The sequence below is a fragment of the Vibrio sp. QJM3NY_21 genome (genome assembly GCF_057785975.1).
On the sequence record NZ_CM173513.1, the window covers coordinates 1,960,946 to 1,973,928 of the forward strand.

At 43.2% G+C, this 12,983-nt stretch carries 11 protein-coding genes and 1 riboswitch; of the genes, 8 read left to right on the forward strand and 3 right to left on the reverse strand.

The features are described from left to right. Window position 1: 1 nt before the first annotated feature. The 4 genes from AC3CID_RS08815 to AC3CID_RS08830 all read left to right on the forward strand — a co-directional run bounded on the left by AC3CID_RS08815 (window position 2) and on the right by AC3CID_RS08830 (window position 5,655). Complete coding sequence (locus tag AC3CID_RS08815) at window positions 2–976, forward strand: HlyD family secretion protein (protein WP_004733580.1); 975 nt, start codon at window positions 2–4, stop codon at window positions 974–976. Window positions 977–983: 7 nt separating this feature from the next. After that, entirely contained in the window at window positions 984–2,396 is a 1,413-nt protein-coding gene (locus AC3CID_RS08820) for an ABC transporter permease (RefSeq protein WP_488526409.1), read from the forward strand. Next, window positions 2,393–3,547 carry an ABC transporter permease gene (locus tag AC3CID_RS08825; protein WP_488526410.1) on the forward strand — a complete coding sequence of 385 codons (1,155 nt, stop codon included), beginning with the start codon at window positions 2,393–2,395 and terminating at the stop codon, window positions 3,545–3,547. The genes AC3CID_RS08820 and AC3CID_RS08825 overlap by 4 nt, the downstream gene beginning before the upstream one ends. A 566-nt stretch (window positions 3,548–4,113) precedes the next feature. Then, window positions 4,114–5,655 (forward strand): alanine/glycine:cation symporter family protein, encoded by a 1,542-nt coding sequence (locus AC3CID_RS08830; protein ID WP_054547673.1) that lies wholly within the window; start codon window positions 4,114–4,116, stop codon window positions 5,653–5,655. A 184-nt stretch (window positions 5,656–5,839) separates the two neighbouring features. On the opposite strand, the gene AC3CID_RS08835 is transcribed toward AC3CID_RS08830, so the two are convergent. The 3 genes from AC3CID_RS08835 to AC3CID_RS08845 all read right to left on the reverse strand — a co-directional run bounded on the left by AC3CID_RS08835 (window position 5,840) and on the right by AC3CID_RS08845 (window position 7,388). Beyond that, window positions 5,840–6,022 (reverse strand): hypothetical protein, encoded by a 183-nt coding sequence (locus AC3CID_RS08835; protein WP_114634308.1) that lies wholly within the window; start codon window positions 6,020–6,022, stop codon window positions 5,840–5,842. Between the two features lie 323 nt (window positions 6,023–6,345). Next, window positions 6,346–7,080: a chromosome partitioning protein ParA gene (locus AC3CID_RS08840; RefSeq protein ID WP_171330700.1), complete on the reverse strand. Its 735-nt coding sequence runs from the start codon at window positions 7,078–7,080 to the stop codon at window positions 6,346–6,348. 149 nt (window positions 7,081–7,229) lie between these two features. Then, window positions 7,230–7,388 (reverse strand): hypothetical protein, encoded by a 159-nt coding sequence (locus AC3CID_RS08845; protein WP_004733573.1) that lies wholly within the window; start codon window positions 7,386–7,388, stop codon window positions 7,230–7,232. A gap of 301 nt (window positions 7,389–7,689) precedes the next feature. Next, window positions 7,690–7,824, forward strand: a riboswitch (glycine riboswitch). 128 nt (window positions 7,825–7,952) lie between these two features. Between AC3CID_RS08845 and AC3CID_RS08850 the strand changes: the two genes are divergently transcribed. The 4 genes from AC3CID_RS08850 (at window position 7,953) to AC3CID_RS08865 (ending at window position 12,970) form a co-directional block, all read left to right on the forward strand. Beyond that, the gene (locus AC3CID_RS08850; RefSeq protein WP_171330702.1) at window positions 7,953–9,323 is read left to right on the forward strand and encodes an alanine/glycine:cation symporter family protein; all 1,371 of its coding nucleotides are present in this window, start codon (window positions 7,953–7,955) and stop codon (window positions 9,321–9,323) included. Window positions 9,324–9,699: 376 nt separating this feature from the next. Continuing rightward, window positions 9,700–10,560, forward strand: a complete 861-nt coding sequence (locus tag AC3CID_RS08855) for a winged helix-turn-helix domain-containing protein (protein ID WP_171330704.1) — start codon at window positions 9,700–9,702, stop codon at window positions 10,558–10,560. Then, window positions 10,557–11,018 (forward strand): hypothetical protein, encoded by a 462-nt coding sequence (locus AC3CID_RS08860; RefSeq protein ID WP_171313520.1) that lies wholly within the window; start codon window positions 10,557–10,559, stop codon window positions 11,016–11,018. Before AC3CID_RS08855 ends, AC3CID_RS08860 begins: the two co-directional genes overlap by 4 nt. Window positions 11,019–11,494: 476 nt before the next feature. Next, window positions 11,495–12,970, forward strand: a complete 1,476-nt coding sequence (locus AC3CID_RS08865; RefSeq protein ID WP_054547668.1) for an aerolysin family beta-barrel pore-forming toxin — start codon at window positions 11,495–11,497, stop codon at window positions 12,968–12,970. Window positions 12,971–12,983 lie beyond the last annotated feature (13 nt).

The window sequence follows — 12,983 nt, forward strand, 5'->3', positions numbered from 1 at the left end:
CATGAAACCTATTAAGCCCCTTCTTCTATCTTTAGTTGGTATCGGCGTTATTGGCTGGGTCGGATACAGTTTCTACCAAGCTTACCAACCTCAGCCGGTTAAGCTTCAAGGTCAAATCGATGCGCAGCAATACAGCATCTCATCGAAAGTACCTGGCAGAATTGATGAAATATTCGTGCGTAAAGGCGATTCAGTTGAAAAAGGCGAATTGATCTTTTCTCTTCTTAGCCCTGAGATTGACGCGAAGCTAGAACAAGCAAAAGCAGGTCAAAAAGCTGCTGGCGCATTAGCAAAACAAGCAGAGAATGGTGCCCGTACTCAGCAAATCCAAGCCGCTAAAGACCAATGGTTGAAAGCAAAAGCGGCAGCCGATCTTATGGACAAAACCTACCAACGTGTAAACAACCTTTACAACGATGGTGTCGTTGCCGAGCAAAAACGCGATGAAGCAAAAACACAGTGGCAAGCGGCGAAGTACACCGAAAGTGCTGCGTTCCAAATGTATCAATTAGCACGAGAAGGCGCTCGTGACGAAACCAAAGTGGCAGCCGCTCAAAAAGCATTAATGGCGGCAGGTGCGGTGGCGGAAGTTGAAGCTTACGCAAAAGACACACAGATCCACAGTTGGTTTAATGGCGAAGTGTCTCAGGTGCTATTAAGCAGCGGTGAGCTCGCACCACAAGGTTTTCCTGTTGTGACTGTTATCGACACCAAGGATGCATGGGCAGTACTTAATGTGCGTGAAGATATGCTTAAGCATTTCGAGAAAGGCAGCCAGTTTGAAGCGTACCTACCGGCTCTGGATAAATCATTAACTTTCCAAGTGACTCACATCGCCGTAATGGGTGATTTCGCGACTTGGCGTTCAACAGATGCAGCACAAGGCTTCGACTTACGTACTTTTGAAGTAGAAGCGCACCCTGTTAATACTAGCGAAACACTGCGTATGGGCATGAGCCTTGTGGTTGAGCTTTAGGTGACGTATGTCTGCTAACTTTCGATCGATAGGCTCGCGATCTACAGCCTCGCAATCTAGAGGCTCGCAATCTACAGCCCCACAATCTACAGGCTCACAATCTACAGGCTCACAATCTAGAGGCTCGCAATCAATTGAGCATCATAGAGCGAAGAATACCTTGCTTAGGCAGTGGGCGATTGTCCGCAAAGACAAATGGTTGTTGTCTTGCCTAACTTGGATACCTTTGCTTCTTGCTGCCAGTATTTGGCTGATTTTTTCGCAAGGGATCGCTCGTGACTTACCGGTTGCGGTTGTTGACTTGGAACACAGCCAAATTTCGCAGCAGTTCACACGTCTTGTTGATGCATCACCAACGCTGCAAGTCACTCAGAAATACAGCTCGGCGAGTGAAGCGGCGAAAGCGATGATTGAACGCGATATCTACGGTTATGTTGTGATACCAAGGCATTTTGACCGAGACCTTCTGCTCGGATTGAATCCGCAAGTGTCTGTGTTCTACAACAGCCAATTTATCTTGATAGGTAAGCTAGTGAATTCAGCGTTGTTGCAGGCTCAGGGGACTTTTAACGCGCAACTTGAGGTCGTTAAGCAGTTATCACACGGTGATACCACTGTGCAATCAGCATTAGGCCAAGCAGTAACAGTGCAAAGCCAGATCACGCCACTGTTCAACAAGAACACCAGTTATGCTCAGTTCTTGGTGTCTGCGGTTATTCCTGCACTATGGCAGATCATGATTGTGGTGGGCACGATATTGGTTTTGACGGCGAACGTTAGAGCTCGTGGTCTTCATGCTTGGTTATCCAACGCCCCGATGAAATCACTAACATCAACACTAGCGCCCTACCTTGTCTTGTTTTTGATGTTTGGTATCGCGTTTAGCTTTTGGTTCTATGTCCTCTTAGACTGGCCGTTTAACGGCAGTTTTGTGGCACTGACTGTCGCCCAACTGCTTACCGTCATCAGTTGTATCATCATGGGTTGTTTATTTTTCTTCTTAACGCTTGATCCTGCAAGGGCGATGAGTTTCGCTGGCGCCTTTACAGCACCAAGCTTTGCGTTCATGGGGATTACCTTTCCAGTAACCGACATGAACACAGCAGCGCAAATCTGGAGAAGCTTATTGCCCGTGAGTCACTACATCGAAGTACAAACAGCACAATCAAGTTATGGCGCGAGCGCGGCACAGTCGCTTATCAGCCTCTCCTCAATGTTTTGGTATGCGATTCCTGCTTTCGTGGTGATGTTGTTGATTAAGAAACACTTGGCGCAATCGAATCTGTCTGCACAAACGGATCTAACAGCCCAAGCAGCCCTATCTGCAAAAGCAACACCTTCAACACCTTCAACACCTTCAACACCTTCAACACAACAAGAGAAATCTGAACAATCAGCACCACAAGGAGTAAAACGATGAGCTTTACTCAACTGCTCAAGCAAGAACTGTTAGCGGTACTGCGTAACCCTGTTGTACTTCTTACGGTATTTGGTGGTGTGGTCTTCTATTCATTCTTGTATCCATTGCCTTACGCGCACCAAGTTCCTCAGCAGCTTAGAGCCTCGGTAGTAAACTTGGACAAGAGTCAAAGCAGCTACCAATTAGAACGAATGGTGGATGCCACCTCTCAAATCGAATTGGTACGTCGAGACTCCAGCATCGCAGATGCAAAACAAGCCGTACTTAACCAAGAGATCGGTGGGTTCCTCGTCATTCCAGAAGACTTCTATAAAGACCTGCTGCTCGGTAAGAGCCCGACGCTTTCTTACGCCGGCGATGCTTCTTACTTCTTAGTGTATGGAACCATTGTTGAAGGGCTTGCCAAGGCGGGTGGCACGTTAGCTGCACAAGTTAAGGTCAGTCACTTGTTAGTAGAAGGAGTACCTTTAGAGTCCGCAGCCAAAGGCTACAGCGCGTTTAGCTTGAACCTAAAACCAACGTTCAATAGCCGCATGGGATACATCGATTACGTAGTTCCAGCCGTCTTTGTGTTGATCCTGCAACAAACCTTAGCCATGGCTTCTGGTTTAGTTGGGGCAACCCAAAACGCTCAATCTACGTTTGGCTATTGGAGTAAGACCTCTCCGGCAAAACTGATGCTTGCTCGCTGCTGTACTTTAGTTGGCATTTATTACTTGTTGTCGATGTACTACTTCGGCGCGAGCTTTTCGATGTATGGAATAAATTTGCTCGCCTCAACGACACAGATTTTGACTTTACTTCTGCCCTTCTTATTGGCCAGTTGTTTGATCGGGATTTTTATTGGTGAGCTAGTGCCAAGAAGAGAGTTAGTCACGGTTGTGGTGTTAATCAGTTCAATGCCGCTGATTTTCTCTTCAGGTTTTATCTGGCCTGTTGAAATGATGCCTGAATGGTTAGTACTGCTTTCACAGTTATTCCCAAGCACACCAGCTATCCAAGGTTTCTTAGCGCTTAATCAGATGGGTGCATCTTGGCAAGAAGTGGCGTCTCAATGGACATTGCTATGGGGACAAGTCGCTTTATGGAGTTCGTTATTAGCACTAAAGCTTTACCACAAGTCGAGTAAACGTATTACTAGATCCGTGTAGCGCTAGTCTCTAAACGCTAAGCCTCATGTTCATGTTCATGTTCATCGTAAACCATTAAAAAGGCTCTGATAAAGGGCCTTTTTAATACCCTCTGGCCTGATTCCATCTTCAGCCATCAATTGTTTAAACACTTCACAAGCACATATCGAATATTCAAACTCGCCGACTTCCCTGTCATCCCCCACTATAATTCACCTTAGCCCGTCGCTATAACAGCTACTGCATATGCCTTTTACAACCTAAAAAGCACCGACTTATTCCAAAACAATGACAAAACCCGAACAATTGTAAATTTATTGTAAAAATTTCTTTGAGGGTATTATTTTTATGTATAGGATTATCAGTAGGACTTGGTAGGCCGAATGCCATAGTCTTATTGGTTCACATACCAAAAGGATATCCATACAAAGCAAGATCAGTACTTATATTTATTTCGTTTTTCGACCTAGCTACAGCCGTTTATGTTGCCGTCGAATGAAGTAGATAAATCACTGAGATGTAAAAAATCAAATAAAAAACAAACACAACAGCAGCAAACATAATTTAATAAAAAGACAGGGAAAACCATGAAAAACTTACGTGAATTATTTTTTGGGTTTATATTATTGTTTAGTTCCAGTGCATTTGCAGAAGAAGGATCATTTAGTCAAAGTATCAGTAACTTGAGCCAAAGTGTTGATGGTTTTTTTAATGACTACACAGGTTGGTTCGTTGGATTAATATTTAAAAGTGTTCCACTTGGTGAAGCAAACTTCCCAATCATTGTTGGCTGGCTATTGCTCGCTGCGATCATCTTTACTGTTTACTTTGGCTTTGTTCAATTTAAACGTGTCGGGATGGCAATAGACATTATTAAAGGTAAGTACACAGACCCTAACTCCAAACACGAAGGGGAAGTTTCTCACTTTCAAGCGTTAACAACCGCGCTTTCTGGAACTGTTGGGCTTGGTAATATTGCCGGTGTGGGTGCTGCACTCGCAATTGGTGGTCCTGGTGCGACATTCTGGATGATCTTGTGTGGTCTTCTGGGTATGGCGTCTAAGTTCTGTGAATGTACCTTAGGTGTGAAATACCGAACTATTCTACCTTCCGGTGTTGTTTCAGGTGGTCCAATGTACTACCTAAGCCAAGGCCTAAGCGAAAGAGGACTCGGTGGACTAGGTAAAGCCCTTGCAATTGGTTTTGCGTTAATGTGTATTTTAGGTGCGTTGGGCGGCGGTAACATGTTCCAAGCTAACCAAGCACATGCCATGTTAACTTACGCATTCGATGTACCGAGTGAATACGGTGTGATCACTGGCCTTGTACTCGCAGCTTTAGTTTTCTCTGTGATTGTTGGTGGTATGCCTTCTATCGCATCGGTAACGGAAAAAGTTGTTCCTTGGATGGCTGCTCTGTATATCGGTATGGCTCTGATTGTTATCGGTTCTAATCTTGATCAAGTTGGCCCTGCGTTCAGCGCAATCTTTACAGGTGCATTTACCGGTGAAGGTGTGGTTGGTGGATTCATTGGTGCCCTAATCCAAGGTCTAAAACGTGCAACATTCTCAAATGAAGCAGGTGTAGGTTCAGCAGCAATTGCTCACTCAGCAGTAAAAACAAAAGAACCAATCACTGAAGGTCTTGTATCACTACTAGAACCATTCGTTGATACGGTAATCATTTGTACAATGACGGCATTGGTAATCACTATCGCTGGCTTAAACGTAGGTCCATATGATGGAACAGGTTTAACGGGCGTAACGCTTACTGCTGCATCGTTTACTGAAACTGCAGAAGTGTTCAAATACACACTTGCTCTCGCGGTAATCATGTTTGCGTTCTCGACGATGATTTCTTGGTCGTACTACGGTCTTAAGGCTTGGACTTACCTATTTGGTGAAGGCAAAACAACGGAACTGATTTTCAAAGTGATGTTCTGTGTGTTTGTTGTTATTGGTGCGACGATTCAGTTTGGCGCGGTAATCGACTTCTCTGATGCAGCCATCTTTGCGATGTCTATCTTCAACATTCTTGGCCTGTACTTCCTAATGCCTGTTGTGAAGAAAGAACTGCAATCATTTGTTGCTCGTGTGAAATCAGGTGAAATCAAAACTTACGATAAATAACGTTTAGTAGAATGATGTTGATCTGATAACTAGTTTAGGTCTCATAACGATACAGTTCTAATAAACGAGACTGTTCTAAAAATTTTTGTAAGACCCTTTGCTTGAGAAAGCGAGAACAGGACTGCAACTTATCCAAATCCCTACTAGCTTTGCTTGTGGGGATTTTTATGCCTGAATGGTTGGGCTATTTACTATCCTCAATGCCCTGCTCACTCTTTTCGCCCTTTTCACTCTTTTCATCATCGTGCTCAACGTCGAAACGACGAACTAATTCTTCTACTTCGATCATCTCTTTTTGCGCTAGTGGCGAACGACAATCATCGAAACAATAAGCTATGGTGCAGTTCTCACAAAGGTACTCTGGCATCACTTCATCCCTTGTCGTCAAAGCAGCCAAATGCGAGCTAGCAATCGACTGCGTGTTCATCCTGAACAATACTATTATGCAGCGACTCTGATCTGAAAATATGTATGCAAAGTCATTTAATAGACAACAAGTAACATATCATTGTGGATATACGTAACTATTCACAAATATCTAAGCAAACAATGAAAACACTCAAATAATCAATAATGGGAAAGCACCGGATCTATGCTCCCCAGAAAACGCAAAACGCCCACATCACGTGTGTGATGTGGGCGTTTCAATATTTACTGTAAACTATCTTTGGGTTGAATAAAGCCTGTGGCTTATAGACCCATCTCTTCAGTGAGCGTTTTGATCTGCTTAAGATCCATGGTGTGGACTTCAATCATTTGTCTGATATCACTCAGACGAGAGTTGGCGTTATCCTGCTTCTCACACGCGTCAGATTTAGCATCCCATGATGTGCCATCTAAGAAAACGTCGCACGCTTTCTTTAGAGAACCAAGGTTCTGCTCAAGTTCATTTTTTTCTTTCTCAAGCTTTTCAAGTTCTTGAGAGATCTGCAATTCTTTTCGGAAAACTTCACGCGAACGCTCAAACAAGGTCGATTGCATGTCAGCCTGACGATTAAGTTTCTGGTTGTCTTGCTGAGTTTGCTCTAACGTTTGCTTCTGTTCGTTTAGCTGCTGCTCTAACGAGTAGTTCGCTTTCTCTAAAACCGAAGACTGCTTCGCTAGGTCTTGGAGCTCTTTTTGATGTTCTTCTGTTTGTTTTACTAGAGCGGCTTCTACTTTTTCATCGATTTCGGTATCGACTTTTGCCACTTTAGTTTCAACGGATGTCATCAACTGTGTTTTGCTGTCATTCAGTTCTTGATAACGAGTTTCGAGTACCTGATAAGTGGACTCCCACTTCGAAGCCGTGATTGTAGAACCGATCAAGCCACCTAACGCCAAACCTATAACCGCAGCAATGCCGATATAAAGCTGACTGCGCTTATCGCGTTCTTCAATAACAACCACTTCATCTTGTTCGCTTTGTCCAGATTGCTGGTTCACTAGCGGGTACTCCCAAAAATTTGTTTAACGTTACACGGTCACTGATACTGATACTGATACTGATACTTTAAGCTCAGTTAAACCTATTGCCCAAGCCAGAAGCACTTGAGCTTTGCTAACACGTTTATCCTATCTGCTCACAGACAGATTTAACGAGTTAACTCCGAAATCATCAAGCTGGCCGTATACAAAAGGAAGCTGCTAACGATAACAATCACTACCCATTTTTGCAGTTTTTCGTTTGTCCGGTAACGAAACAGCACAAATGCCAAAGCCAATAAAAAAACAATCGCTATTAATCGAGTCATAACTCCTCCTTGTTTCTCTATTTTATACCATTTAAATAAGCAAGTTACGTCAGAGACTCGTTGTTTGATCATTTAGTTGAACAACATTTGAGCAAACAGATATTTTGTAGCTGACATCACATTTTATATGATCTAGGATACGCCTACAGATTACCTAATTATTTAGGTAATTGTTCCGATGAAGACTGCAGGAGAGTGGTTTTTAACTAAATATTAACATTTAGTTAGATAAACCCGCCGAAGAAGTAAATCTTTCAGGTGCTTTATGCTGGAGAAATCCAGAAAAGTGAGGACTGTCGTTGGAGGAACCTCTGGAGAGAACCGTACTACTTTTTTTGTAGCAAGCGGTCGCCGAAGGAGCAAGCTTAGTGCCCGTTACTTATCTATAAGTGATTCGCTAAGTGAAACTCTCAGGCAAAAGGACAGAGGAGTGGAAAGCAACAGCCTTAATTAACAAAAGAATTCTATCTAGAAATCCGTCTGTATTAAGTAGTGCTATCGATCCCTGAGATCCGCACTGCCTTCCCTCTTCTCCTTAAATTTTATATTTATTAAGGGGAAACTATGAACCATCTACAAGCTACACTACAAACCATCAACCAATTCGTTTGGGGACCACCACTGCTTATTCTGCTAGTGGGAACGGGGATCTACTTTACTTTTCGCTTAGGCTTACTCCAGTTTAGACACCTCCCAACCGCACTAAAAATGGTGTTCACCAAAGACAAATCCGGTACGGGTGACGTATCGAGTTTCGCCGCTTTGTGTACAGCACTTTCAGCAACTATTGGTACAGGTAACATCGTTGGTGTAGCTACCGCAATTAAGATTGGTGGCCCTGGAGCCCTATTCTGGATGTGGCTTGCCGCTGTCTTTGGTATGGCGACCAAATACGCAGAATGTCTACTTGCCGTTAAATACCGCAGAACCGATAGCAATGGCGAAATGGTTGGCGGCCCAATGTACTACCTGCAATACGGTGTCGGCTCACGAATCTTAGCGGTAATGTTCGCTGTCTTCGCGTTAGGTGTTGCCTGCTTCGGTATTGGTACCTTCCCACAAGTCAACGCTATCTTAGACGCAACTCAAATTTCGTTTGGTGCTTCTCGTGAGATGTCTGCTGTCGTTCTTACGATATTGGTGGCAGTTGTAACCCTTGGTGGTATTCAATCTATCGCGAAGGTAGCAGGAAAAGTGGTTCCAACCATGGCAATTATGTACATCGTCGCGTGTTTGAGCGTGCTGGTTTCAAATGCCGACCAACTACTGAATGCCATTACCCTTGTGGTTACCTCTGCGTTTACCAACACCGCTGCAACTGGTGGTTTCTTTGGTGCAAGCATCATGCTTGCTATCCAATCAGGTATCGCTCGTGGTGTATTCTCGAACGAATCTGGTCTTGGTAGTGCGCCTATGGCAGCAGCAGCGGCTAAAACGGACTCGTGCGTGAAGCAAGGCCTTATCTCGATGACAGGTACCTTCTTTGACACCATCATCATCTGTACGATGACAGGCTTGGCGCTTATCTTAACGGGTGCTTGGCAAACCGACCTCTCTGGTGCTGCGATGACCACTCATGCATTCGCTGTGGGTTTAAACGCCGATACTCTAGGTCCAATGTTAGTTTCGATTGGCTTAATCTTCTTTGCGTTTACAACGATTTTAGGCTGGAACTACTATGGTGAGCGCTGTGTTGTTTTCTTACTAGGTACCAAAGCCGTACTACCTTACAAAATCATCTTCATTGCGTTGGTTGCCTCTGGTGCATTCCTAAAGCTCGACATGATCTGGCTGATGGCGGATATCGTGAACGGCCTAATGGCTATTCCTAACCTAATCGGTCTTATCTTGTTACGCCACGTTGTCATCGAAGAAACAAAGCTATTCTTCAAACCTTTAACTTCTTCAAATGATTGTGAAGCCGTTGAAGCATAACTTGAATTGATTGAACACCAAGCCCGCAATAAATGCGGGCTTTTTTATTGATTCAACACTTCAAATGACTACATTATTACTTGTCCTATATACCCAAAAATATAATAGGATATTTATTCGGCGACTGTTCTAATTAAAATAACGAAAAGACTAATAAAAAGTTCACTAATAAAACCAACGCTTAATTAGATGTTACTTATATTTAACAGGTTGTGTCTAAATAGCGTCATTTTTATCATAAACGAATAATAAACATTTTGTTTCAACCACACAAAAAAACACCATAATAAAATATGTGACTTTAATTCACATATGAGTCAGTTTATAGTCATCTACACTCTTGAGAGAATTATAATAAAAATAAAATGTTGGCTATATGATCAAATTTGACCCAATTAAAAACCGTATTTATAACGACGAACGTTCTATTAAAATAGGATATCGTGAGACTCGTGTTTTAGAGTTATTACTTAAAAAATCTCCTGAGATTGTGCGCAAACAAGATATTATTAGTTTCGCATGGGGAAGCGAATTCATTGGTGATACGTCACTAGCGAAATGTATCAGCTTGCTTCGCCAAGGATTCGTTAAGCTCGGTATCAAAGAGACGCCAATCGTGACTGTGCCAAAGGTTGGTTACCGCCTTATCGATGGTTGTGTCTTGATCGAATCGCAGCCACAAAGTGGAGCCACTATACTTCTCACTCCAGTGAGCGACCACATATCACTAAGTCATACCAGTTCACTAAGTCATAGCAGTTCATTAGGTAATCGCTGTTCACAAGGTCACGGCAGTATTGCGGCCTCTATTACAAGTAGCCATGAATCTGAATCTAAACAGACGACACCTGCTTATCAGCAAGTCGGCTCATACCGAAATAGACTGTGTTACTTCACTACTGGATGTTTGCTGCTGGCATCCGCGTTATTGGCTTTCGCTAAAGTCAATGAGAGAAACCTCAGTGATATCAAGCCAGTTAACCGACTCAACGAGCAGTGGATTGGTCAAGTACAAGTTTTCCAAGATCCTGAAATGGCGATGACTCCTGAGCTAGAAAGCATCCTCTATCAGTATCAATGTGACTGTGTGGCGTACGTTAGCGAAGAGCCCGGCTATTCAGAACTCTCTGTACTCAACAAAGCAACACGCCAGTCTGTCAATATCTTTTACACGTCAACACAATTGGATAAAGCCAGTACCGAGTTGGCGCTATTCCTAGAGAGAGGCCAGCTATGATGCCATTCGTTGCACTCATTTCCGCATTCGCTTTATTAGTTGGCATATGGAATATCCCTTCGCCCCAACCAAAAGAAGAGCATCGCTATCAACATAGTGTGGTGGACTTCATAGTGGATGACAATGTATTACGTACCGATGGATTAACAAAAATAAGTAACAACGAAGTCCTGCATCTTATGTCAGTCCAGGACGACAACATGCCCAACCCGATTGTCCTGAGATTCAAAGGAAAAGCTAACCCTTCTCAATCATTTTTCTTTTCTATATCTGGTACCATCGACTTAGTCTCTGTACAAAAAATAAATAAAACAATGAATGACAGCCTATTGTCACCTTATCTTTTAATCAACAATGACCCATTAACGATAAAGATTGATATCTTAAGTTCAAATGATTTATTTGCCATAATAAAAACGTGTAATACAGGCCGAACACAACTTCTGGCTAAGCGATAATTAGGAACAGTTTTTCCACCAGCAACCGCTACTTTATTATCAAATGACGATCCTTGCCGATATTACACATAGAAAACGGATGGTTATTTTTATTCTTCTATCAGTAATACAATGGCGACTTTATCCTAACTTAAAGTTACGAACATTGTGAATGGTTATATCTAGCTTTCTACTTAACCATTCACATCAAGCGTAACGAAATAACATCAAAGCGTTTTGACGTTTAAGCCCAAATAATAACACTCTATTTTTCTAAAAACGGTTTGAGCCCCATCAAATAATTTCCTTTAAGTTGCATACACTTTCACCATATAAACACATTTAACAATACAACCCGATGAATTAAAAGGGTAAATTAATTCAAGCCTTTTCAGTATCTATCTATTTATCAACATGAAAAAGTGAACTTGTCTTGTTAACTACACGGCACACAAAACATTATCAAAATAGAAAAATTACAAACGAGGGAATTGTTAATGATTAGTATAAACAGAAGTCTCTTAGCAACCGCAGTGTTGTCTGTTCTATCAACCGGTGTAAACGCAAAGGTGTACCCGGACCAAATAGTGTTTGACCAACTTGGTGAAGATGTATGTCGCTCTGGTTATCGCCCTTTAGACCGTTATGAGGCTGAAGAACAAAAGAGTGCTTTGGTCGCTCGTATGGGCACTTGGCAGATCACAGGGCTGAAAGGAAACTGGGTGATCATGGGGCCTGGTTATCATGGCGAAATTAAACAATCAAACAGCGGGTCAACGTTCTGCTATCCGAACAATGACCAATCTGAAATTCCAAACTACTCTGCCAAAGCCGTCACAGAAGGTAGCGAGATAGACGTTGAATATGACTTAGTGAACAACCGCAATGATTTTGTACGTCCTCTGAGCTACCTAGCTCACAACCTAGGTTATGCATGGGTTGGCGGTAACAACAGTCAGTATGTTGGTGAGGACATGACCATTAACCGCTCGGGTGACTCTTGGGTAATACAAGGTAACAACAGTGGCTCTTGTGATGGTTATCGTTGTAACGAAAAGACTAAGATCACCGTCGATAACTTCACCTACACCGTTAACGACAATAATTTTTGGCACGGCGATGTCGTCGAGTCCGATCGTGAACTGGTTAAGACCGTTTATGCAACGGCAAGAAACAGAAGCGACATCGCGCAGCAAGTCGTTGTCGACCTAAAAGTCGATGAGTCTACAAATTGGTCGAAAACGAATAGCTATGGGTTCTCCGAAAGTGTTCAAACAGAGAATACATTCAAGTGGCCTTTGGTTGGCGAGACTAAGCTTACAATTAAGTTAGAAGCGAACCAGAGCTTTGCTGAAACCAATGGCAACTCCACTAGCGAGCAAGTAACACTGCAAGCTCGTCCTATGGTTCCAGCGAATTCGGAGCTGCCGATTCGAGTTGAGTTGTATCGTTCAACCATCTCTTATCCGTACCGATTCAACGCTGACATCAGTTACGATGTTGAATTTAACGGCTTCCTTCGTTGGGGTGGTAACGCATGGCACACCCACCCAGACAACCGCCCTTACAAAGCTCACACCTTCACTATGGGTCGCAGCAGCAATGAATCAGCCGATATTCGTTACCAATGGGATCACAGATACATTCCAGGCGAAACGAAATGGTGGGACTGGGGTTGGGCGATCAAAGAAGCCGGTTTATCAAGCATGCAGTACGCGACTGGAGGAAGCTTACGCCCATTCCACTCTTACGTATCTGGCGACTTTAACGCTGAATCTCAATTTGCAGGCACCATTGAAATTGGCCAAGCAACACCAATTACCAACAGTGTTCGTAGCAAAAGAAGCGTTGATTCAGTCAGCGAAACCACTGAGCGCATTGGTGATATCGAAGTTACCACCAACTTTAATGCAGATGAGTTAAGTGACTTAGGTTTCGAAGGCGCTGAGATGAACATTAGCGTTGTCGAATAACGCAGTAGCTCAC

What these genes read in the sequence shown, in the direction of transcription:
- AC3CID_RS08820 (WP_488526409.1), top strand. Translation starts at nt 984, where the DNA reads ATGTCTGCTAACTTTCGATCGATAGGCTCGCGATCTACAGCCTCGCAA.
- AC3CID_RS08830 (WP_054547673.1), top strand. Translation starts at nt 4,114, where the DNA reads ATGAAAAACTTACGTGAATTATTTTTTGGGTTTATATTATTGTTTAGT.
- AC3CID_RS08815 (WP_004733580.1), top strand. Translation starts at nt 2, where the DNA reads ATGAAACCTATTAAGCCCCTTCTTCTATCTTTAGTTGGTATCGGCGTT.
- AC3CID_RS08845 (WP_004733573.1), bottom strand. Translation starts at nt 7,388, where the DNA reads ATGACTCGATTAATAGCGATTGTTTTTTTATTGGCTTTGGCATTTGTG.
- AC3CID_RS08860 (WP_171313520.1), top strand. Translation starts at nt 10,557, where the DNA reads ATGATGCCATTCGTTGCACTCATTTCCGCATTCGCTTTATTAGTTGGC.
- AC3CID_RS08835 (WP_114634308.1), bottom strand. Translation starts at nt 6,022, where the DNA reads ATGCCAGAGTACCTTTGTGAGAACTGCACCATAGCTTATTGTTTCGAT.
- AC3CID_RS08865 (WP_054547668.1), top strand. Translation starts at nt 11,495, where the DNA reads ATGATTAGTATAAACAGAAGTCTCTTAGCAACCGCAGTGTTGTCTGTT.
- AC3CID_RS08825 (WP_488526410.1), top strand. Translation starts at nt 2,393, where the DNA reads ATGAGCTTTACTCAACTGCTCAAGCAAGAACTGTTAGCGGTACTGCGT.
- AC3CID_RS08850 (WP_171330702.1), top strand. Translation starts at nt 7,953, where the DNA reads ATGAACCATCTACAAGCTACACTACAAACCATCAACCAATTCGTTTGG.
- AC3CID_RS08855 (WP_171330704.1), top strand. Translation starts at nt 9,700, where the DNA reads ATGATCAAATTTGACCCAATTAAAAACCGTATTTATAACGACGAACGT.